Here is a 20111-nt window from a genome sequence, read left to right as displayed (position 1 = left end):
GGCACGCGGAGTCATCCCGACATGCGGGATGCGTCCCCCAGCATACAGGACCGTTCCTCCCCACCGCGTGCCGGCCCCCGCCCGTGTCGGTGGCGCCGGATCACGCGATGCGTACGCGACAGACTGCCCCGATGATCTCGGCATCCCTCCGTCCCCTCGCGGTCTACGCCGCCCTCCTGCTCGCGCTCCCCGACCCGCTCGCGGGTCTCGGATGGGTGTGGCCGGTCGAGCGCGTGCAGGTCGTCCGCGCGTACGAAGCGCCGGCCCACGCCTACGGCCTGGGCCACCGGGGAATCGACGTGGCGTCGGGTGAGGTCGTCCGCTCCCCCGCCGACGGGCACGTGGCGTTCGCGGGCGAGGTGGCCGGCCGCCCGGTGGTGACCATCGATCACGGCGGTGGGTTGGTGACGACGCTCGAACCCGTGGTGTCCGATGTCGCCGTCGGAGACGCCGTCGCCCGGGCGGCACCGGTGGGTCGGCTCGCGGCGGGCGGACACACCGCACCGGGGACCCTGCACTTCGGCGTGCGGCTGGACGGGGAGTACATCAACCCGTTGCGGCTGCTCGGCGGCGTTCCGCGGGCGGTGCTGCTGCCGTGCTGCTGACGCTCTGCTGTTCGCCGAGCCCCGACTCGGGTGGCCCGCCGGTGTTGTCCGGCGAGATCGTCAGCGGATCTTGTTGCCGCTGCCCGACACGACCGCCGACCCGACTCCACCTCCGGAACGGACGACGTTGTCGTGCCCGCGGACCGTGACCGAGGGGATGCCCGACGCCGCCTCGGTCGTCGTGCGGTCGCCCCGGATCTCGAGGCGTCCGATTCCGGCGGCCGAGGTCACCGCACCGTCGTCTCCCTCGACGATCACCTCGTCGGCTCCGGCGACCTGCGTGCGGATGCGATCCCCGGTGATCCGGAGTGTCGACACGGTGACGCCGGACGCGTCGATCGTGAGTGCGGAGCCGGTGACCGTCAGCTCGGCGCAGGTGCCCGTGACGCGGAACGATCGATCGGAGCCCGACGCGATCTGACTGCCGCCGTCGCCGCAGTCGAGCGCGTCGGCGTCGGCCGGTGAGGATGCCACGGGTGACGGAGCGAGGGGGGTCGCCGTCGACGACGGGGCCGCGGTCTGCGCGGTCTGTCCTTCGGGGCTGGGCGGGAGGCGCGATTCGGACGGTCGCGGGGCGCCGACGAAGATGCACCCCGCGAGAAGGACGGTGAGGGCGGCCACGCCGGAAAGTGCGAGCAGGCGCCTGTTCATGACCTCACGGTAGGCCCGGGCGAGAGCGCTCACCAGGGGGACCGCTCCCCCGACCGGTGGGGCGGGTGGGGTGACCCTCAGGGGGGCGATCCACTCGATCCGTCCGCGCGGGAGAGACGGCCGCTCGGGCGTCCTCACCGAGGGTGGGTCAGTTCGCGGGTGCGGCGGTCTTCTGTGGGCCAGGCTCATGCCTCCCCTCGGGCGCGCCGTCCGGGCGCGAGTCAGGCCCACGTCGATGTCGACCCGGCGGTGGCGTGGCGGAGGTCCGGATGCCGTCGGCAGGCAAGGAGTCAGGCGCGCGGGTGCGCCAACCGGTAGGCCTCGCGCAAGCGTTCCGCCGAGACGTGCGTGTAGATCTGCGTGGTTCCCAGGCTCGCGTGGCCGAGGATCTCCTGCACAGCGCGCAGGTCGGCTCCCCCGTCCAGCAGGTGCGTCGCCGCCGAGTGGCGGAGGGCGTGGGGGCCGAGCACCTCCGCACCGACGCGCGGGGCGACCGTTCGCGACACGAGCGTGTGCACGGCCCGAGCACCCAGTCGCGCGCCCTTCGCACCCAGGAAGACGGCGCGCTCGTCACCCTTCGCGGGGAGCCCGCGGGGTTGCGGTTTCTCCTCGCCGCCGTGTACCTCGTGCAGGGCCGCCTGACGGCGCGCCACCAGCACGGGACGACCGCGCACGAGGTAGGCCTGCAGAGCGTGTTCCGCCGGAAGACCGAACGGCACCACGCGCTCTTTGTCGCCCTTTCCGCGCAGCCGAAGCGTCCGCCGTTCGTGATCGACGTCGTGGAGGTCGAGTCCGCAGATCTCCGACACCCGAGCGCCCGAACCGTACAGCGCCTCGAGGACCGCGTGGTCGCGAAGGGCGATCGCGTCCCCGGTTCCCGCGGCTGAAGCGGCGTCGGAGAGCACGCCGTCGAGCGCTTCGGCCGTCGCCACCGTCGGCAGTGTGCGACCTCGCTTGGGCGAGACCATGCGCTGCGACGGATCGGCCTCGACCAGTCCCTTCTCCGCGGCCCACGCGAACATCCCCCGCACGGTCGAGGCCCGCCGGGCGGCCGTCGCCTTCGCCTGCCCGGCTTTCGTCGCCTGCCACTGCCACTCGCGGAGGTCGTCGACCTCGATGCGGGTGATGTCGCCGTCGCCCACCGCACGGACGAGGTCGGCGAGATCCGCCCGGTAGGCGCGAACCGTCGCGGGCGACAAGCGCCGCACGTCGGCGACGTGAGCGAGATAGCCCTCGACGACCTCGGATGTGCGCATTCACCCAGATTGCCCCCCGGAGCCGCTCGAATGCATCCGCCACGCGCCGGCACTCCGCGACACGAACCGGTCGCATTCGCACTGTCACCCCGTTCCTCGCCCGCCCGCCGCGGCATCAGCGGCCGGCCCCCACGCTCGTACGTCGGCACGCGAACCGGTCGGGCTCCCCGACGAGGCGGCGCCTCCTCACCCCGTCGTTCGCCCGCCCGCCGCGGCACGCGCGGCCGTCCTCCACGCGCCGTCATCGTCGCGGAGCACGCGACCCTCCAGTTCGGCGAAGCCCAGCAGGATCGCCGCCTCGTCGGGCGCGAGTCCGCTGCGGCGTGCAACGTCGTCCGACGAGCGTCCCGTGCGCGGCGACAGGGCGTCGAGCAGACGCGTGGTCGCGTCGGTCCGCGCCTGCTCCCACGCCGGCGGTGGCGACCCCCCGGCGCCGAGCATCTCCAGGACATCGGAAGCCGAGGTCACGCACACGCCGTCGTACTCGCGCAGGACGCGATGGCACCCGGCCGAGGCGGCACTGGTCACCGGCCCCGGGACGGCGCCGAGCGGTCGTCCGAGTGTCGCCGCATGAGCGGCCGTGTTCAGCGATCCGCTGCGCCACCCGGCCTCGACCACGACGACCGCATCCGACATCGCGGCGATCAGACGGTTTCTGCTGAGGAACCGCCATTTCGTCGGCGCGGCCCCGCAGGGTGTCTCGCTCCACACGGTCCCCGCGGCGGCGATCTGCGCGAGCAGCGCTTCGTGACCGCGAGGGTAGGGACGATCGACGCCGCCCGCGAGGAAGGCGACCGTCGCCCCGCCCGCCGACAGGGCGGCTCGATGGCAGGCGCCGTCGATGCCGTACGCGGCACCGGAGACGACCGCGACCCCCGCTGCGGCCAGGTCGGCCGCCAGGTCGGCCGCGACACCCTCGCCATACGCCGTCGAGGCGCGCGCACCCACCAGGGCGACGGCGGGGCGTTCGGCGTGCGTCGCCACACCCCGCCGCCAGAGCGCGAGCGGTGCGTGCGCGCCGAGGTCGTCGAGACGGGTCGGCCACGCGGCGTCGCCCGGCACGACGAGTGCTGCTCCGCAGCGACGGGCCGCATCGAGCACGGCCTCGACGGCGCCCGGCTGTCGGCGCGGTGCCCAGCGTGCGCGCGCCCGCCGCACGTCGGGGTCCGCCGAATCGTCGATACGGCGCAGCGCCTCGGCCGCTCCGTGCTCGGCCACGAACGCGCCCGCCACACCGTCTCCGGGCTCGACGAGCACGCTCCACACGGCGCGGGCGTACGCCTCCTCGGCGGACGTGTGCTCTTCGCCGCGCAGGCCCCGCACCGCCACCCTCGCCGCGGACTCGTCGAACGCGATCATGCGCCCGCCCCCTGCCGGAGATACAGCGCTCGTCCGACGTCGTCGAGCTGGAGCCGTTCGTGGCCCGCGAGGTCGGCGACGGTCCAGGCGACGCGCAGCAGACGATCGTAGCCGCGGAGCGTCAGCGCCCCACGCCGGAGGGCCGTGTCGAGGGGCCGGAGCACCTCCGATGGCGGGGCGGCCGGTCCTCTCAGCCAGGTGCCGGGCACGTCGGCGTTCCGGCGCCAGGCGGTCGACGACCACCGGCGAGCCGCTCGCGTCCTCGCCTCGGAGACCCTGCCCCGCGCGTCGGCGGAGGTGACCACCCGCGCGTCGCCCTCCTGTCGGGCCGACGACACCCGGTGCAGTCGCAGGTCGATGTCGATGCGATCGAGGAGAGGTCCCGACAGACGCCGGGTGTACCGCCGGATCGCCTGAGGCGGGCACTCGCACGCTCCGTCGGGGACGCCGTACTGGCCGCACGGACAGGGGTTGGTCGCGACGACGAGCTGGAAACGCGCGGGATAGGTGGCCGCGACACCTGAGCGGTGCACCTGGATCGTGCCGCTTTCGAGCGGTTGCCTCAGCGCATCGAGCACGGACGCGGGAAACTCGCCGCCCTCGTCGAGGAACAGCACGCCGTCGCTGGCGCGGGCGATCGCCCCCGGGCGCACGACGCCGGATCCGCCGCCGATGAGGGCCGCAGCCGTCGCCCCGTGGTGCGGGCTCTCGAAGGGAGGGGTTCGCGAGAGCCTCGTCACGGTGTCGCCCGCGAGCGAACGGACCGAGGCAACCGACAGTGCCGCCTCATCGTCGAGGGGTGGGAGGATGCCGGGGAGCCGACGAGCGAGCATCGTCTTGCCCGCCCCGGGCGGGCCGCTCATGAGGATGTGATGGCCGCCCGCGGCCGCGACGATCAGTGCGTCGACCGCTTCGGGCTGCCCGACGACGTCGGCGAGGTCGAGCGGCACCTCGTCGGAGGCGGCACCCACCGGCGCCTCCACGGCGACCAGCTCGGCCGCATCGCTGCTGCCGCCGTGCCACCGCACGACCTCGGCCAGGCACGCGGCCGCGAACACCTCCACCCCCTCGACGAGCCGGGCCTCGGCGGCGTTGGCGCTCGGGACGACGACGCGGGTGTGCCCGGCTCGCTGCGCCGCGATGACCGAGGGCAGGACGCCGGGGACCGGCCGCAACCGGCCGTCGAGACCCAGCTCGCCCACGTGGACGGTCGTCGCGACGCGCGCGGCATCCATGTCGACGGACGTCGCCAGCGCGGCCACGGCGATCGCGACGTCGAAGCCGGATCCGCGTTTCGGCAGGCTCGCCGGCGAGAGGTTGACCGTGATGCGCCGCTTGGGCAGGTCGAGTCCGCGATTGGTGCAGGCGTTGCGCACACGTCGACCCGCTTCACCGAGCGCCTTGTCGGGGAGGCCGATGATCGAGAACTCGGGCGTCTGCGACGAGACGTCGGCCTCCACCTCGACGAGATCACCGCGCAGTCCCGACAACGCCACCGCCCAGGTGCGCGCCACGGTCACAGGGCGTCCTCGAGGTGCTCGAGCCGGGCGGTCGCCGGATCGCCGCCGGTCACCCCGATGGCGTCGACGCGCAGCCGCTTTCCTCGTGCGAGATCGGGGTGCGCCGCGAGCCACGCCATCGCCAGCCGCCAGAGCCGCGTCGCCTTGCGCTTGTCGATCGCCTCGAACGGGTGCCCGAAGTCTTCGCTGCGGCGGGTCTTCACCTCCACGACGACGAGGGTGTCGTCGCGCTCGGCGACGATGTCGATCTCGCCCTGGGTGCACCGCCAATTGCGGGCGATGATGCGGTAGCCGTCGCCTGTGAGATAGGAGACGGCGCGGTCTTCCCCGGCTCGGCCGAGATCGTCTTTCGCTGCCATGCCCGAGAGCGTGGCATCCGGGTCAGCCGTCTCGTGGGCCGATCCGGCGCATCCGTGGAGAGCTCAGAGCAGACGCGTCTTGGGGAGGAACCTCAGTTGTCGAGCGACAGCTCGTCGGGCAGCTGGAAGTCGTGCCGCGAGAGCTCTTCGACGTTCACGTCCTTGAACGTGAGCACCCGCACCGACTTCACGAATCGGTCGGCGCGGTAGATGTCCCAGACCCATACGTCGGTCATCGAGATCTCGAAGTAGAAATCGTGTTCGGTGTCGCGGCGCACGACGTTGACGTCGTTCGCGAGATAGAACCGACGCTCGGTCTCGATCACGTAGGTGAACTGGCGCACGACATCGCGGTACTCGCGGTACAGGGCCAGCTCGAGTTCGCGGTCGTAATCCTCGAAGACGTCGTCATCCATGGTCTTTCCATCCTAGGCGCGCGCCATGGTCGCGGTGGCATGGGGTTGGACGCCCGGGCGCGTCCGCCGGACGCCCGACCGGACCGGGCGCCGGTCAGGGCGACTCGATGCTCGCGAGACCCGCGCCGTCGACGGAGGAGGGACGGACCCGCCGGTCACCGGATCAGAACAGCGTCGGCGCCGCAGCGATCGCCCACGAGTGGCGGTGGTGCACGCTCATGCCGTGGGTCGTGATCGCGTCGCGGTGGTCGAGGCTGGCATAGCCCTTGTTGCGCGCCCAGCCGTAGGCGGGCAGGTCGTCGTGCAGCCCGGTCATGAGCGCGTCGCGGGCGACCTTGGCGATGACGGATGCCGCGGCCGCACTCGCGCAATCGCGGTCGGCCTTGATGACGGGCTTCACGGTCAGACCGGACTCCCCCGCCGGGGTGATGTAGTCGTGGTTGCCGTCGAGGATGACGAGCGCCTCTTCGGGCACGACGCCGTGCGCGCGCAGGTCGGCGATGGCCCGGACGGCGGCCAGGCCGAGCGCCCGGATGATGCCGATCTCGTCGATCTCGACGGAGCTCGCCCACCCCACCGCACTGTGCTGCACGAATGCGGCGGCCCGCGCCGCCACCTCGGGCCGGCGGGCCTCGGGCACGAGCTTCGAATCCCTGAGGCCCACCGGCACGCGCTTGCGCGAGCGTGCCGGGTCGATGACGGCGGCCCCGACCGCCACGGGTCCCGCGAGGGCGCCGCGGCCGACCTCGTCGCACGCGATGACGATCGCGTGCTGCTTCAGCACGCGACGCTCGAAGGTGAGGGTCGGTTCGATCACTGCCCGCTCGGCGCGGGGACGCCCGCGAACACCTCGTGATGGAAGTCGATCAGTCCGAACCGCGTGAACGGCCAGGTGATGAGGAACGCCCGGCCCACCACGTTGTCGACGGGCACGAAGCCCTGGTTCGGCTGATCCTGGTTGAAGCGCGAGTCGCGCGAGCTGTTGCGGTTGTCACCGAGCACCCAGAGCGACCCCTCCGGCACGGTGACGTCGTACGGCACCGGCTCCGGCGACGTCGCACCCGGGGCGAGACGCACGTAGCTCTCGTCGATGGGGACGCCGTTGACGGTCGTCTGGCCGAGGGCGTTGCAGCAGACCACGTGGTCGCCCTCGGTGCCGATCACGCGTTTGATCAGATGGTCGTCACTGTCGGGGGCCGAGAGGCCGAACAGCGACAGAACCCAGTCGGCTCCTTCGACGACCGGAGAACGCTCCTCGGTGGGCTGGGAGGGGAGCCATCCGCCCGGGTCGCGGAACACGACGATGTCTCCGCGGGAGTACTCCCCGAACCGAGGGGTCAGTTCGTCGACGAGGATGCGGTCCTTGATGAGGAGCGTGTTCTCCATCGACGCGGACGGGATGTAGAACGACCGCACAACGAACGTCTTGACGAGGAACGACACCAGAAGCGCGATGGCGATGATGACGATCAGGTCGCGGAAGAAGGCCCCCCATCCGCGGCGACGCCGCTGGGGAGCGGCGGTTTCCGTGGCATCCGGGGTCGAGGCGGTCTGGTCGCTCATGTGTTCCTTCACCGGGTTCGTCGCACGCCGACCGAACCGCACAGACCAGGGTCGCACACCCGGATGCCGTGCGACGACCGTGTCGCCCGCGAAAACGCCGAACGCCCCGCGGGTGAACCCACGGGGCGTTCGAGAGAGCGGACTCAGCGGTCGCGCTTCTCCTTGATCTTGGCCTTCTTGCCGCGGAGGCTGCGGAGGTAGTACAGCTTCGCGCGACGCACGTCACCGCGGGTGACGACCTCGATGTGGTCGATCACGGGGCTGTGGACCGGGAAGGTGCGCTCGACGCCGACCTGGAAGCTGACCTTGCGGACGCAGAAGGTCTCGCGCACGCCGTCGCCCGAGCGGCCGATGACGACGCCCTGGAAGACCTGAATACGCGAGCGGCTGCCTTCGACGATGTTCACGTGCACCTTGACGGTGTCGCCGGGGCCGAAGGTGGGGATGTCGGAGCGGAGCGAGGCCGCGTCGACGGAGTCGAGGATCTGCATGATCATCACTTCCTGCGACCGCCACAGGTCGATCGCACGATAAGAGGGAAAAGGATGAGGCGTGCCCGAGGCCGCGGATGCGACGTGACTCCCCTGAGGCAGAGCCGGTCAGGGCACAATCGTCTATTCTGCCACGCCGGAGCCGCCCCGCCAAAACGGTCGGCCCACCTCGGGTCAGTCGGCGTGTCGGTTCTCCGGCACGACGATGACCTCGCCTGTCACGGGCGACCGGGGCGTCCGCTCGGCCGTCGGCGGAATGTACGCGGTCCCGTCGGTGGTGTGCAGGACGGTCACCGCACCGCGCGCCTCGTTCCACAACTGCGCGAGCGACGACCAGAACAGCAGCAGGGCACCGACGATCGACAGGACGAGCAGCGGGAAGAACACCCGCGAGTCGAAGAGTCCGAGCGCGATGATCACGAGGTGCCAGACGCCGAGGCCGCCGAGGTCGCGCCACGACACCGCCCGCGTCTCACGAACGCTCGTGCGGGCGCGGATCACCAGCGACAGCAGCAGTTGCGAGACGAACACCGCCGGCACGGCCACGAACAACCACAGCAACGCCCATCCACTGCCGCCCGAGAACACGATCCACCCGACGAAGAGCCAGAGCGGCAGGACGAAGGCGGCCGGGAACAACCAGCGGAGGAACAGTCGGCGCAGCACCATGAGCCGATGCTAGAACGCGTCGATGTGCGGGGCCTTTGAGAATGCCATGGCGCGACGGCACGACGGCATCCGGTGTCCATCGGAGACAATGGAGGTTCCACGAGAGGATTCACCCATGATCGAACTGCGTACGCCGGCCGAGATCGATGCGATGCGACCCGCGGGGCGCTTCGTCGCGGAGGTGCTGGCGACGCTCCGCGACGAGACGAAGGTGGGCACCAACCTGCTGCACCTCGACCGCCGCGCGCACGACATGATCCGCAAGGCCGGCGCCGAGTCCTGCTACATCGACTATCACCCGTCGTTCGGCGCCAGTCCCTTCGGCAAGGTGCTGTGCACCTCGATCAACGACGCGGTCCTGCACGGCCTCCCCCACGACTACGTGCTGCGCGACGGCGACCTCGTCTCGCTCGACTTCGCCGCCTCGGTCGACGGATGGGTCGCCGACTCGGCCGTCTCGTTCGTGGTGGGAACCGCGCGCGACGAGGACCTCGCGCTCATCGACACGACCCAGCGTGCTCTCGCGGCGGCGATCGACTCCGCGACCGTCGGCCACAAGATCGGTGACATCTCCGCCGCCATCGCCGCCGTCGCGCACGCCGAGGGCCTGTCGATCAACACCGACTTCGGCGGGCACGGCGTCGGCCGCACCATGCACGGCGATCCGCACGTCGCCAACGACGGCAAGGCGGGGCGCGGCTACCCGCTCCGCGCGGGACTCGTCGTCGCCCTCGAGCCGTGGTTCCTCCACACGACCGACGAACTCATCACCGACCCCGACGGGTGGACGCTGCGCAGCGCGGATGGATCGCGCGGCTCGCACTCGGAGCACACCGTCGCGATCACGCCCGAGGGTCCCCTCGTGCTGACCGACCGCTCTTTCCTCGGCGTCGACTGACCTCTTGAAGCGGATGCCGCGGCCTCGGGGTCGCGGCATCCGTCACGTCCGGCTCGCTCCGCGCGCCCGGATGCTCGCAGAAACGCTCGCATCTCGCAGATTCCGCGTCGAAAGCTGCGAGCAAGCCGCCGATCCGCGAGATCGACGAAGCCGCCGGATGCCGAAACCTCAGGATCGCGGACGCGTCAGTCGGGCAGCAGGTCGGGCCGACGCTCGCGCGTGCGCACGAGCTGCTGCTCACGTCGCCACGCGGATACGGCACCGTGGTTTCCGCTCAGGAGCACGGGCGGCACCTCGCGCTCGCGCCACAGGGCGGGTTTGGTGAAGGAAGGGTACTCCAGGAGGCCGTCCTCGTGCGATTCCTCGACCAGGCTCTCGGGGTTCCCCACGACGCCGGGGATGAGGCGGCCGATCGCCTCGACCATCGCCATGACGGCGACTTCTCCCCCGTTGAGCACGTAGTCGCCCAGGCTCAGCAGACGCACGTCGCCGAGCTCCGCGGCGTAGTCGAACACGCGCTCGTCGATGCCCTCGTAGCGCCCGCAGCCGAAGACGAGGTGCGGCGCGGTCGACAGCTCGCGGGCGGTGGCCTGTGTGAAGCGCTCACCGGCGGGCGAGGGGAAGACGATGACCGGACGATCGACCGCGTCGCGCGTGACGGCGTCGAGGGCTTCTCCCCACGGCTCAGGTTTCATCACCATGCCGGCACCGCCGCCGTAGGGCGTGTCGTCGACGGTCCGGTGACGGTCGTGGGTGAAGGCGCGGAGGTCGTGCACGTGCACGTCGAGGAGACCGCTCTGTCGAGCCTTGCCCAGAAGCGACACCTCGAGGGCGTCGAAGATCGTGGGGAAGATCGACACGACGTCGATGCGCACGTCAGTCCTCGCGGGTGTCGGAGTCCGCCTCGGCCGCGATCGGCTCGGAGGCGGCCGAATCGGCGTCGGCCGGCTCGGGCTCGTCGTCGGCCTCGGCCGGCAGCTCCTCGAAGAGTCCGGCGGGCGGAGTCACGACGACACGGCCGCCGGCGATGTCGACCTCGGGCACGATGGCGCTCACGAAGGGCACGAGCACCTCGCGGTCCTCACCGGAGGGGCGGACGATCAGAAGGTCCTGCGCGGGGAAGTGATCGACCCGTGCGACCCGCCCGATGACGGCGCCGTCGCGGACGACATCGAGACCGACCAGCTGATGGTCGTACCAGGCGTCTTCCTCGGCCGGGGCGGCCTCGGTGTCCTGGTCGATCCAGAGGATCGCCTTCACGAGGGCCTCGGCCGCGTTGCGGTCGTCGACGCCCTCGAAGAACACGACGGGGTGGGAGTTCATCCAGCGGAATTCGCGGACCGTCAGCTCGCGGCCGTGCCACGGCGAGGACTCGGGAACCTGCAGGGTGAACGAACTGCCCGCGACGAAGCGTCCGTCGGGGTCGTCGGTGTAGAGCTCCAGCTTGAACGCGCCCTTGAGGCCGTGGGCCTTGACGAGGCGTCCGACGCGGAGCTGGGTGTTGGCGGGCTGCGCGCCCGCCGTGTCGCCGGTCGCCATCAGTCGTCGGCGACGTCGACGCGCACGCGGCGGCCGTCGGCGAGAGCGGTGATGAGCGTACGCAGCGCCTTGGCGGTGCGTCCGCCGCGCCCGATCACGCGACCCCGGTCATCGGGGTGCACGCGAACCTCCAGCACGTCTCCGCGAGGAGAGGTGCTGGAACGGATGGTCACGGCGTCGGGGTGATCGACGATCCCCTTGACGACGTGTTCGAGCGCGGCAGACAGCACGAGGATTACTCGGCCGAGGTCTCGGCGGCGTCCTCAGCGGGCGCCTCGGCGGGGGCCTGGTCGGCCTTCTTCTCGGCCTTGGGCTTCACGACCGACTTCTTCGAGGCGTCGACCTCGAACGCGGCCTTGGGCTCGCGCACCTTGACGGTGGAGACGGCGTCCTTGTCGCCCTTGAACTTGCCCCAGTCGCCCGTGAGCTTGAGGATGGCGGCGACCTGCTCGGTGGGCTGCGCGCCCACCGACAGCCAGTACTGCGCCCGCTCCGAGTCGACCTCGATGAACGAGGGCTCCTCGGTCGGGTGGTACTTGCCGATCTCCTCGATGACACGACCATCGCGCTTGGTGCGCGAATCGGCGACGACGATGCGGTAGTAGGGCGCGCGGATCTTTCCGAGGCGCTTGAGACGGATCTTGACAGCCACGATGACTCCTGATGATGAAAATGAACGAACCGAACGCCTGGAGCGTGGGGTGCACACCCGGCGGAAGCTCAAAAGGGGGGACCGCCACTGGATAGAGGGTCGAGTGGTGGGTCCGACCCTCTATTCTGCCAGATCCTTTCGCCTTGCCGTGACAGGTGAAGCGAAACGACACGGTACGTCGCGCAGAGTAGCGGAGCGTCCCCCGGCGAGGGCACCGTGTCAGACTGGGCCGCATGAGGCTGCCGTTCGCTGCATCGACGCGTTCGTCCGTGGGTCTGGAGTGGGAGCTCATGCTCGCCGATCGCGAGACGGGCGATCTCGTCCCCCGCGCTCCCGAGGTCCTGGAGCATCTCGAGGACAAGACCGCGCTGGAACGCTTCACCGTCACCGGGGAGCTGCTGACCAACACGGTCGAGGTCACCAGCGGCGTCGGGCACACCGTCGCCGAGGCGGTCGACGACATCGCGGATGCCATCGGCGCCCTGCGCGAGCAGACCGAGCCGCGCGGGGTCGAGATCCTCTGCGCCGGCAGCCACCCGTTCGCGCAGTGGTTCGATCAGCAGGTCACCGACAAGACGCGCTATCACACGCTCATCGAGCGCACCCAGTGGTGGGGGCGCAACATGATGATCTGGGGCATCCACGTGCACATCGGCGTCGACGACGTCGAGAAGGTGATGCCCATCGTCAACGCCCTGAACGTGTTCCTCCCGCACCTGCAGGCGCTCTCGGCCTCGAGCCCCTTCTGGGCCGGCGAACGCACGGGTTACGCGTCGAACCGCGCGCTCGTGTTCCAGCAGCTCCCCACCGCGGGCCTGCCCTGGCAGCTCGCGACGTGGGGTGAGTTCGAGGACTACCTCGACGACATGGTGCGAACGGGCGTGATGGCGGATGCCAGCGAGGTGCGCTGGGACATCCGTCCGGCACCGAAGTGGGGCACGGTCGAGATCCGGGCCTGCGACGGCATGTCGACGCTTCCGGAGCTCGCGGCCGTCGCCGCTCTCGCGCAGACACTCGTCGAGCACTTCTCACGCCTCCTCGACGAGGGGCGCGAGCTTCCCGGCATCCCCCCGTGGTACGCCCGCGAGAACAAGTGGCGGGCCGCCCGGTACGGCCTGGACGCCCGCGTGATCGTCGATCGTGCCGGAACGCAGCGCCCCGTCGTGGAGCACCTCCGCGAGACGATGGAGGAACTCGCCGACATCGCCCTCGAGCTGAAGTGCGCCAAGGAGTTCGCCAGCCTCGAGACCATCCTCGCCACCGGCGGGAGCTCGGCGCGTCAGATCGCGGTGGCCGAGGCAGCCGACGGCGACCTGCGCGAGGTCGTGCAGCACCTGATCCGCGAGTTCCGCGGCGGCCCGACCCTGCGCGAGCACCTGGCCGCTCTGCGGGTCTGAGACGGCATTCAACGCTCGCTCATAGGCGCCCGCTCCTAGGATCGCGTCATGATCTCCGGACGCGGCGCTCCGGCTGTCCTGCTGACGGCCCTCTCCGCTGCAGCCATCGTCCTGCTCGCGGGATGCGCGGCCGAGCCCGTCACCGCCGAGCCCGCCACCGCCACCGCCACGCCGCAGTTCGCTCCGGCGCAGCTCGCGGCATCCCCCTCCCCCGCACCGTCGTCGAGCGCCACCCCGTCGGAGAGAGTGGTCACCCTCGGTGACTCGGTGATGTCGGGCTTCGGGCTCACCGCGCGCGAAGCGTGGCCGCGACTGCTCGCTCAGCGGACGCACGATTCGCTCGTCAACCTCGCGTGCCCCGGTATGGGCTTCGTCGTGGAGGGCGATTGCGGCACGCCGTACGCCGGACTCGTGCCCGCGGTGGCCGCGCTGCAGCCCGACCTGGTGATCGTGGAGTCGTCCAGCAACGATTTCTGGCAGGACGGCGACGAGATCCGTTTCGAGACCGCCGACACCGTCGAGCGCCTGCACGAGGCGGCGCCGGATGCGCTCATCGTCGGCCTGAGCACCATCTGGAACGACGATCCCGACGTGCCCGACGACACCACGGTCACCTCGGAAGCGCTGCGCGACGCCGTTCAGGCGGTCGGTGGCACCTACATCGACATCGGCCAGCCGCTCGTCGGCCACCCCGAATGGTTGCAGAGCGACGACGTGCACCCGACCGCCGGTGGGCAGCGGGCCATCGAGGAGGCCGTGGCGTCGGCTCTGCAGGGCGCCGCGGTGCTGCCGTGAATCCGGACGCCGAGGGGCGGACTCAGCCCTTGCCGAGCATCTTCTGCAGCTCGGCGAGGTCGGCCTCGCTCGGCGCCGCCTGACCGCCCAGGCCGAAGCCGGAACCCGTCGCGGGTGCCGCCGCAGCAATACCGGCGTTCTCGGCGGCGCGCTTGGCCGGGTTACCGGACCGAGAGCCCTTCGCCTTCTGCTGCTTGCCGCGCTTGGACGACGCGCCGGGCTTGCCGCCGACCGGACCCATGCCCGGGATGTTGGGCACCCCGCCGCGCGCGACGGTCTTCATCATCTTGGAGGCCTGGTCGAAGCGCTGGACGAGCTGGTTGACGTCGGTGACGGTCATCCCGGAACCGCGTGCGATGCGCAGGCGCCGCGAGCCGTTGAGGATCTTGGGGTTGCGTCGCTCGACGAGGGTCATCGAACGGATGATGGCCTCGGTGCGATCGATCTCGCGCTCGTCGAAGTCTTCGAGCTGCTGCTTCATGTTGCCCATGCCCGGGAGCATCCCGAGCATCTTCTTCATGGAGCCCATCTTCTTCATCTGCTGCATCTGCTGCAGGAAGTCCTCGAGCGTGAACGTCTCGGTGGCGAGCTTCTCGGCGACGGCCATCGCCTCGGCCTCGTCGAACGCCGACTGCGCCTGCTCGATCAGGGTGAGGATGTCACCGAGATCCAGGATGCGGGATGCCATGCGGTCGGGGTGGAACGGCTCGACGTCGTCGAGACCCTCACCGGTCGAGGCGAAGATGATCGGGCGCCCCGTGACCGAGGCGACCGAGAGCGCCGCACCACCGCGGGCATCGCCGTCGAGCTTCGACAGCACGACACCGGTGAAATCGACGCCGTCCTGGAAGGCCTTGGCCGTGTTCACCGCGTCCTGACCGATCATCGCGTCGATGACGAACAGCACCTCGTCGGGCTGCGTCGCCTTGCGGATGTCGGAGGCCTGCTTCATCAGCTCGGCATCGACGCCGAGGCGGCCGGCGGTGTCGATGATGACGATGTCGTGCTGCTGGCGCGTGGCGTGGGCGACGCCGTCGCGCGCGACCTTGACCGGGTCGCCGACGCCGTTGCCGGGCTCGGGGGCGTAGATCGCCGCTCCCGCACGCTCGGCGACGACCTGCAGCTGGTTCACGGCGTTGGGACGCTGGAGGTCGCACGCGACGAGAAGGGGCGTGTGCCCGTCCTTCTCGAGCATCTTCGCGAGCTTGCCGGCGAACGTCGTCTTACCCGATCCCTGGAGACCGGCGAGCATGATGACCGTCGGGGGGTTCTTCGCGAACTGCAGGCGTCGCTGTTGACCACCCAGGATGCCGATGAGCTCGTCGTTGACGATCTGCACGACCTGCTGCGCCGGGTTCAGGGCGCGGTTGACCTCGTCGCCGAGCGCGCGCTCGCGGATCGCGGCGGTGAACTCCTTGACGACGGGCAGCGCGACGTCGGCGTCGAGGAGGGCCCGGCGGATCTCGCGCACCGTCCCGTCGACGTCGGCGGGCGTGAGCTGGCCCTTCTTCCGGAGGTTGCGGAAGGTCTCTGTGAGCCGGTCGGAGAGGGTGCCGAAAGTCGCCATGATGTGATGAGTTTACGCGGGGGACGCCGAACGTGCCGCCGACCGCCCGCGTCGCGCGCACATCCTCCGCGATGCGCACGGCGCCAGCGGTTCGCGCACGGATGCCCCTGGCTTCCCGCACCTCACCGAGGTCGTGCCGCAGCTCTCAGCCCCCGGCGAGGGCGATCGTCGCCGCCAGCACCTCGGCGAGGGGACGACCCGCCGCCGTGCGGTCCGCCCACGCCCAGACGGCCGCCAGCACGGCCGCCGACAGGGCGCCCGCGCGCACCTCCGCCGGAAGCGTCGGCATCCCGTCGCGCACGAATCGCGCCGCCAGCTCCCGCTGCAGACGGAACTGGCGGATGGCCCGGTCGCGATCCAGCTCGCCCGCGATCCCCATCGCGTCGGCGTTGGTGATCGCCAGGGCGAGCGCGTCGGGTGCGAGTCCGTCTCCGATGCCCGTCAGCGCCCCCTCGACCGCCTCGCCTGCGCGAAGGCGTCGCCCCGCGGCATCCACCTGTTCGTCGAAGCCCGACCAGAGCACGTCGCTCTTCGCCGCGAAATAGTTGAAGAAGCTCGAGCGGCTCACCCCTGCGCGGCGCGTGATGTCGGAGACGCTGGTCGCGTCGTAACCCTGCTCGAGGAACAGCTCGCACGCCGCCTCGGAGAGCACCTCGCGCGAGGAGGCGCGCGGGCGGCCGCTGCGCGGTTCGGGGGTCACCGATACAGACTAGACGGGTCACCTCGCGTGTATTGTTGGACGCAATCCAACATCGGAGGCGGTCGATGATCGACATCCACCTGGCGGGCCTCGCTCCGCTGTACGTCCCCTACCTCGATGGGTGGGCCCACCAGCGCCGCATCCACGCCGACGTCGTCGCCGACGAGCGCCCGGACACCCTGCTCCTGCTCGAACACGAGGCCGTCTACACCGCGGGCAAGCGCACCGAGGCGCACGAGCGACCCGACGACGGCACCCCCGTCATCGACGTGGACCGCGGCGGGAAGATCACGTGGCACGGCCCGGGCCAGCTCGTCGGCTACCCCATCGTGAGACTGCCCGAACCGATCGACGTCGTCGCCCACGTGCGCCGGCTCGAGGCGCTGCTCATCGACGCGCTGCGCGAGCACGGCGTCGACGGCTTCCGCGTCGAGGGTCGCAGCGGCGTCTGGGTGAAGCGTCCCCTGAGTGTCGACAAGGTCGCGGCCATCGGCGTCCGCGTCGAGAAGGGCGTCACGATGCACGGCTTCGCGGTCAACTGCGACAACTCGCTCGGCGGCTTCCGGCACATCGTCCCCTGCGGTATCACGGATGCCGGGGTCACGACCGTCAGCGAGGTGGTCGGCGCCGACGTCTGCCCCGCCGACCTCGTCCCCTCGATCGAGCGCGTGTTCCGCGCCGAGTACGCGGCGGTGGCCGCGTGAGCGCCTGCGGGACCGGGAACGCCCAGGCGGCGGCATCCACTGCTCCGAACGGGCGGAAGCTGCTGCGCCTCGAGGTGCGCAACGCCGAGACGCCCATCGAGCGAAAGCCCGAGTGGATCAAGACCAAGGCCAGGATGGGCCCCGAGTACACGGCCTTGCAGAACCTCGTGAAGACCGAGGAGTTGCACACGGTCTGCCAGGAGGCGGGCTGCCCGAACATCTTCGAATGCTGGGAGGACCGCGAGGCGACCTTCCTCATCGGCGGCTCCCAGTGCACGCGCCGTTGCGACTTCTGCCAGATCGACACCGGTAAGCCGGCGGACTACGACCGCGACGAACCGCGCCGCGTCGCCGAGAGCGTGACCCGGATGCAGTTGCGCTACGCGACCGTCACCGGCGTCGCCCGCGACGACCTGCCCGACGAGGGTGCGTGGCTGCACGCCGAGACGGTGCGCCGCATCCACGCCGAGAACCCCGGGACGGGCGTGGAGATCCTGGCGACCGACTTCTCGGGCAACCCGGCCCACCTCGAGGAAGTGTTCTCGTCGCGGCCCGAGGTGTTCGCGCACAACGTCGAGACGGTGCCGCGCATCTTCAAGCGCATCCGTCCGGCCTTCCGATACGACCGCTCCCTCGGCGTGCTGAGCGCCGCCCGCGACGCCGGCCTGATCACCAAGTCGAACCTCATCCTCGGTATGGGCGAGGAGCCCGAAGAGGTCGTCCAGGCCCTCGAAGACCTGCGCTCCGCGGGCACCGACATCATCACGATCACGCAGTACCTGCGTCCGACGCCCCGTCACCTGCCCGTGCAGCGCTGGGTGAAGCCGGCGGAGTTCGTCGAGTTCAAAGAGGAGGCGGAGCGCATCGGTTTCCTCGGCGTGCTCGCCGGTCCCCTCGTGCGCTCGTCGTACCGCGCGGGGCGCCTGTGGGCGCAGTCGATGGTGTCGAAGGGGCAGCCGATCCCGCCTCACCTCGCACACCTCGCGAAGGACATCGTGGACGCCGACGCGGGCTTCGCCCAGGCGGTGTGAGGGGCGCGGCCGCCGGTTAAACCGGCCAGATGTACGGCAGGTCGTCGGGCACGTCGCCGAACCGCGGGACGTAGAACTCGGCATCCTTGCGGATGAGATTCGACCGGTGGGCGCGATGGAAGGCCTCGTCGCCGATCCACGCGGGAAGCTCCAGGTCATCCTGGGCGACCCCGTCGACCTCGGGCGCGAAGACGAGGATCTTCTCTCGCACGGTGTCGTTGCGCCCCTGGCCGATCCACTCGTCGGTGATCACGAGTCCGTACGAGACGAGCGCGGGAAGGTGTCCGTCCCACATCTTCGCCGCCGGATGGTTCCGCCACCCGTGACCGGGCACCGTCAGCGCCCGGAGGAGCTGGAAGGTCTCGACACGCTGCTTGCCGAGCCGCTTCCCATCGAGAGCGCGGGCGGAGTCGACGAAAGAGGGATACGGCAGAAAGGTCTGCACGCGCTCAGTCGGCGCTCGTGACCGACTGCACGTGACCGTCGGAGGCGAGGTTGACCAGCAGCACGTCGTCGGTGGCATCGGGATCGAGGGCGTACTCGAGCACCGCGAACGGGTCGGCGCCGCCGTGCTCGTCGGCGAGGATCGTCATGCTCATCAACTGCAGCGCCTTGATGACGTCGATGTGGGTGTCGCCGCTCACGTCGGTGAGCAGGTCGTCGAGCTCCTCACCGAGCGTCGCCTGCTGCTGCAGGATGTACTCGGTCACCTCGCTGGTGCGGGAGTCCAGCTCGTTCACCATCGCGTTGCGGGCGGCCAGGTCGATCGACTCGAGCGACGAGACCATGGATGCCGCGACGTCGAGCGCCTCCACCGACACGTCGTCCTGGTCGGGGGCCGTCAGATCGACGGTGACGCTCTGGTCGCCGAACTCCACGTTCTCACTCCAGAAGATCGACCCGTCGGGGCCGGATTCGAGGAGTCCGAAGAAGTCGTGCTCGATGGCCATATGTCCATGTAAGCAGTCCGTCCGGCCTTCGGGAAGACGACCCGCCCGCAGCTCGCGGTGCGGTATGGGCACCGATTCGCGGGGCGGCGCGAGCGGCCCGACGTCGAGCGGAACTCAGTCGACCAGCGAGGCCGCGAACACGTGCGGGGTGAATCCCGTCAGGTCGCCGATGCCCTCGCCCTGCCCGAGGAGTTTGACCGGGATGCCGGTGAGCTCCTGCACGGCGAGCACGAAACCGCCCTTGGCCGACCCGTCGAGCTTGGTGAGGACGAGACCCGTGACCCCCGCGCTGTCGAGGAAGGCCTGCGCCTGCATGAGACCGTTCTGGCCGGTCGTCGCATCGAGCACGAGCAGCACCTCGCTGATGGGCGCCTGCTTCTCGATCACGCGCTTGATCTTGCCGAGCTCGTCCATCAGACCGCCCTTGGTGTGCAGACGCCCGGCGGTGTCGATCAGCACGATCTCGGTCGCGGTCTCTTTGGCGTGGGCGACGGTCTGGAAGGCGACGGATGCCGGGTCCTGACCCTCGTGCTGCGGACGCACGATTGTCGCTCCCCCGCGCTCGGCCCACGTCGCGAGCTGGTCGACGGCCGCGGCGCGGAAGGTGTCGGCCGCGCCGACGACGACCGTGCGGCCGTAGCGCTGGAGGAACTTGGCGAACTTGCCGATCGTCGTCGTCTTCCCCACACCGTTCACGCCGACGACGAGCACGACCGCGGGACGCTCGGTGAGACGCAGCGTGGTGTCGAACTTCGCGAAGTGCTCCTCGAGCGTCTCGCGGAGCATCCGCTGCAGGTCGCGCGGATCGGTGGTGCGGAAGCGCTCCACCTTCTCGCGCAGCTCGTCGATCAGGCGCTCGGTGACGTCGGGACCGAAGTCGGCGGTGAGCAGCGCCGTCTCGAGGTCGTCCCACGTCGTCTCGTCGATCGTGGGCTTGACGAACAACCCGCGCAGCGCGCGGCCCAGCGACCAGGAGTTCTCAGCCATTG

25 protein-coding genes are annotated in these 20111 nt (G+C 70.5%); 6 read left to right on the top strand and 19 right to left on the bottom strand.

Annotated elements, in window-relative coordinates; all coding sequences use genetic code 11:
- Nucleotides 1-131 precede the first annotated feature (131 nt).
- Complete coding sequence (locus QRO03_RS08980; protein ID WP_285137167.1) at nt 132-605, top strand: murein hydrolase activator EnvC family protein; 474 nt, start codon at nt 132-134, stop codon at nt 603-605.
- Between the two features lie 60 nt (nt 606-665).
- Here the strand turns inward: QRO03_RS08980 and QRO03_RS08975 are convergent, their stop codons facing one another.
- From QRO03_RS08975 to QRO03_RS08930, 10 genes are all read right to left on the bottom strand, one after another.
- On the bottom strand, nt 666-1256 hold the full coding sequence (locus tag QRO03_RS08975; protein ID WP_285137166.1) for a hypothetical protein: 591 nt from the start codon (nt 1254-1256) through the stop codon (nt 666-668).
- Nucleotides 1257-1546: 290 nt separating this feature from the next.
- Entirely contained in the window at nt 1547-2512 is a 966-nt protein-coding gene (locus QRO03_RS08970; protein ID WP_285137165.1) for a tyrosine recombinase XerC, read from the bottom strand.
- Between the two features lie 186 nt (nt 2513-2698).
- Nucleotides 2699-3871, bottom strand: a complete 1173-nt coding sequence (gene dprA, locus QRO03_RS08965; RefSeq protein ID WP_285137164.1) for a DNA-processing protein DprA — start codon at nt 3869-3871, stop codon at nt 2699-2701.
- Complete coding sequence (locus tag QRO03_RS08960) at nt 3868-5391, bottom strand: YifB family Mg chelatase-like AAA ATPase (protein WP_285137163.1); 1524 nt, start codon at nt 5389-5391, stop codon at nt 3868-3870. The genes dprA and QRO03_RS08960 overlap by 4 nt, the downstream gene beginning before the upstream one ends.
- A complete protein-coding gene (locus tag QRO03_RS08955) occupies nt 5388-5750 on the bottom strand; it encodes a YraN family protein (protein WP_285137162.1) in 363 nt (120 codons plus the stop codon). Before QRO03_RS08955 ends, QRO03_RS08960 begins: the two co-directional genes overlap by 4 nt.
- 92 nt (nt 5751-5842) lie before the next feature.
- Nucleotides 5843-6166 (bottom strand): DUF2469 family protein, encoded by a 324-nt coding sequence (locus QRO03_RS08950; RefSeq protein WP_055836674.1) that lies wholly within the window; start codon nt 6164-6166, stop codon nt 5843-5845.
- Nucleotides 6167-6329: 163 nt separating this feature from the next.
- The gene (gene rnhB / locus QRO03_RS08945; protein WP_183419905.1) at nt 6330-6983 is read right to left on the bottom strand and encodes a ribonuclease HII; all 654 of its coding nucleotides are present in this window, start codon (nt 6981-6983) and stop codon (nt 6330-6332) included.
- Entirely contained in the window at nt 6980-7729 is a 750-nt protein-coding gene (lepB, locus tag QRO03_RS08940) for a signal peptidase I (protein WP_285137161.1), read from the bottom strand. The genes rnhB and lepB overlap by 4 nt, the downstream gene beginning before the upstream one ends.
- 143 nt (nt 7730-7872) lie before the next feature.
- On the bottom strand, nt 7873-8220 hold the full coding sequence (gene rplS / locus QRO03_RS08935) for a 50S ribosomal protein L19 (RefSeq protein WP_055955342.1): 348 nt from the start codon (nt 8218-8220) through the stop codon (nt 7873-7875).
- A gap of 174 nt (nt 8221-8394) precedes the next feature.
- Nucleotides 8395-8889 (bottom strand): MFS transporter permease, encoded by a 495-nt coding sequence (locus QRO03_RS08930; RefSeq protein ID WP_285137160.1) that lies wholly within the window; start codon nt 8887-8889, stop codon nt 8395-8397.
- Between the two features lie 115 nt (nt 8890-9004).
- On the opposite strand from QRO03_RS08930, the gene map reads away from it, so the two are divergent.
- Complete coding sequence (gene map, locus QRO03_RS08925) at nt 9005-9787, top strand: type I methionyl aminopeptidase (protein ID WP_285137159.1); 783 nt, start codon at nt 9005-9007, stop codon at nt 9785-9787.
- A 185-nt stretch (nt 9788-9972) separates the two neighbouring features.
- Here the strand turns inward: map and trmD are convergent, their stop codons facing one another.
- From trmD to rpsP, 4 genes are read right to left on the bottom strand one after another with little or no spacing between them, the layout of a single operon-like run.
- Nucleotides 9973-10662 (bottom strand): tRNA (guanosine(37)-N1)-methyltransferase TrmD, encoded by a 690-nt coding sequence (trmD, locus tag QRO03_RS08920; protein WP_285137158.1) that lies wholly within the window; start codon nt 10660-10662, stop codon nt 9973-9975.
- A gap of 1 nt (nt 10663) precedes the next feature.
- Entirely contained in the window at nt 10664-11326 is a 663-nt protein-coding gene (gene rimM / locus QRO03_RS08915) for a ribosome maturation factor RimM (protein ID WP_285137157.1), read from the bottom strand.
- Nucleotides 11326-11556 (bottom strand): RNA-binding protein, encoded by a 231-nt coding sequence (locus QRO03_RS08910; RefSeq protein WP_058231430.1) that lies wholly within the window; start codon nt 11554-11556, stop codon nt 11326-11328. Before QRO03_RS08910 ends, rimM begins: the two co-directional genes overlap by 1 nt.
- A 5-nt stretch (nt 11557-11561) precedes the next feature.
- Complete coding sequence (gene rpsP / locus QRO03_RS08905) at nt 11562-11978, bottom strand: 30S ribosomal protein S16 (protein WP_285137156.1); 417 nt, start codon at nt 11976-11978, stop codon at nt 11562-11564.
- A 233-nt stretch (nt 11979-12211) separates the two neighbouring features.
- Between rpsP and QRO03_RS08900 the strand changes: the two genes are divergently transcribed.
- Both QRO03_RS08900 and QRO03_RS08895 read left to right on the top strand, forming a co-directional pair.
- Complete coding sequence (locus tag QRO03_RS08900; protein ID WP_285137155.1) at nt 12212-13375, top strand: glutamate--cysteine ligase; 1164 nt, start codon at nt 12212-12214, stop codon at nt 13373-13375.
- Nucleotides 13376-13423: 48 nt separating this feature from the next.
- Entirely contained in the window at nt 13424-14170 is a 747-nt protein-coding gene (locus tag QRO03_RS08895; RefSeq protein WP_285137154.1) for an SGNH/GDSL hydrolase family protein, read from the top strand.
- A gap of 22 nt (nt 14171-14192) precedes the next feature.
- On the opposite strand, the gene ffh is transcribed toward QRO03_RS08895, so the two are convergent.
- Nucleotides 14193-15737, bottom strand: coding sequence for a signal recognition particle protein (gene ffh, locus QRO03_RS08890; RefSeq protein ID WP_285137153.1), 1545 nt, complete (start codon nt 15735-15737; stop codon nt 14193-14195).
- A 145-nt stretch (nt 15738-15882) separates the two neighbouring features.
- On the bottom strand, nt 15883-16437 hold the full coding sequence (locus tag QRO03_RS08885; RefSeq protein WP_285137152.1) for a TetR/AcrR family transcriptional regulator: 555 nt from the start codon (nt 16435-16437) through the stop codon (nt 15883-15885).
- Between the two features lie 65 nt (nt 16438-16502).
- On the opposite strand from QRO03_RS08885, the gene lipB reads away from it, so the two are divergent.
- Both lipB and lipA read left to right on the top strand, forming a co-directional pair.
- Entirely contained in the window at nt 16503-17141 is a 639-nt protein-coding gene (gene lipB, locus QRO03_RS08880; RefSeq protein ID WP_285137151.1) for a lipoyl(octanoyl) transferase LipB, read from the top strand.
- Entirely contained in the window at nt 17138-18172 is a 1035-nt protein-coding gene (lipA, locus tag QRO03_RS08875) for a lipoyl synthase (RefSeq protein ID WP_285137150.1), read from the top strand. The genes lipB and lipA overlap by 4 nt, the downstream gene beginning before the upstream one ends.
- A gap of 16 nt (nt 18173-18188) precedes the next feature.
- Here lipA and QRO03_RS08870 read toward each other — a convergent pair whose 3' ends face one another.
- The 3 genes from QRO03_RS08870 to ftsY form a co-directional block, all read right to left on the bottom strand.
- Nucleotides 18189-18617 carry an MSMEG_6728 family protein gene (locus tag QRO03_RS08870; RefSeq protein WP_285137149.1) on the bottom strand — a complete coding sequence of 143 codons (429 nt, stop codon included), beginning with the start codon at nt 18615-18617 and terminating at the stop codon, nt 18189-18191.
- A 4-nt stretch (nt 18618-18621) separates the two neighbouring features.
- Nucleotides 18622-19122 carry a DUF2004 domain-containing protein gene (locus tag QRO03_RS08865; protein ID WP_285137148.1) on the bottom strand — a complete coding sequence of 167 codons (501 nt, stop codon included), beginning with the start codon at nt 19120-19122 and terminating at the stop codon, nt 18622-18624.
- Between the two features lie 114 nt (nt 19123-19236).
- Nucleotides 19237-20109, bottom strand: coding sequence for a signal recognition particle-docking protein FtsY (gene ftsY, locus QRO03_RS08860; RefSeq protein WP_055954091.1), 873 nt, complete (start codon nt 20107-20109; stop codon nt 19237-19239).
- Between the last annotated feature and the right edge of the window lie 2 nt (nt 20110-20111).

The organism is Microbacterium sp. lyk4-40-TSB-66, assembly GCF_030209475.1.
In the GTDB taxonomy this organism is placed as follows: Bacteria; Actinomycetota; Actinomycetes; order Actinomycetales; family Microbacteriaceae; genus Microbacterium.
Note: the sequence above shows the minus strand (reverse complement) of the source record. Positions and strands in the feature narration are given on the sequence as shown.

Bases quoted from the DNA above. Each gene is read 5' to 3' on its own strand.
- rplS (WP_055955342.1), bottom strand. From the start codon at position 8,220: ATGCAGATCCTCGACTCCGTCGACGCGGCCTCGCTCCGCTCCGACATC.
- QRO03_RS08955 (WP_285137162.1), bottom strand. From the start codon at position 5,750: ATGGCAGCGAAAGACGATCTCGGCCGAGCCGGGGAAGACCGCGCCGTC.
- QRO03_RS08865 (WP_285137148.1), bottom strand. From the start codon at position 19,122: ATGGCCATCGAGCACGACTTCTTCGGACTCCTCGAATCCGGCCCCGAC.
- QRO03_RS08895 (WP_285137154.1), top strand. From the start codon at position 13,424: ATGATCTCCGGACGCGGCGCTCCGGCTGTCCTGCTGACGGCCCTCTCC.
- lepB (WP_285137161.1), bottom strand. From the start codon at position 7,729: ATGAGCGACCAGACCGCCTCGACCCCGGATGCCACGGAAACCGCCGCT.
- lipB (WP_285137151.1), top strand. From the start codon at position 16,503: ATGATCGACATCCACCTGGCGGGCCTCGCTCCGCTGTACGTCCCCTAC.
- ffh (WP_285137153.1), bottom strand. From the start codon at position 15,737: ATGGCGACTTTCGGCACCCTCTCCGACCGGCTCACAGAGACCTTCCGC.
- QRO03_RS08975 (WP_285137166.1), bottom strand. From the start codon at position 1,256: ATGAACAGGCGCCTGCTCGCACTTTCCGGCGTGGCCGCCCTCACCGTC.
- QRO03_RS08980 (WP_285137167.1), top strand. From the start codon at position 132: ATGATCTCGGCATCCCTCCGTCCCCTCGCGGTCTACGCCGCCCTCCTG.
- dprA (WP_285137164.1), bottom strand. From the start codon at position 3,871: ATGATCGCGTTCGACGAGTCCGCGGCGAGGGTGGCGGTGCGGGGCCTG.
- ftsY (WP_055954091.1), bottom strand. From the start codon at position 20,109: ATGGCTGAGAACTCCTGGTCGCTGGGCCGCGCGCTGCGCGGGTTGTTC.
- QRO03_RS08900 (WP_285137155.1), top strand. From the start codon at position 12,212: ATGAGGCTGCCGTTCGCTGCATCGACGCGTTCGTCCGTGGGTCTGGAG.
- QRO03_RS08970 (WP_285137165.1), bottom strand. From the start codon at position 2,512: ATGCGCACATCCGAGGTCGTCGAGGGCTATCTCGCTCACGTCGCCGAC.
- map (WP_285137159.1), top strand. From the start codon at position 9,005: ATGATCGAACTGCGTACGCCGGCCGAGATCGATGCGATGCGACCCGCG.
- QRO03_RS08950 (WP_055836674.1), bottom strand. From the start codon at position 6,166: ATGGATGACGACGTCTTCGAGGATTACGACCGCGAACTCGAGCTGGCC.
- rimM (WP_285137157.1), bottom strand. From the start codon at position 11,326: ATGGCGACCGGCGACACGGCGGGCGCGCAGCCCGCCAACACCCAGCTC.
- QRO03_RS08930 (WP_285137160.1), bottom strand. From the start codon at position 8,889: ATGGTGCTGCGCCGACTGTTCCTCCGCTGGTTGTTCCCGGCCGCCTTC.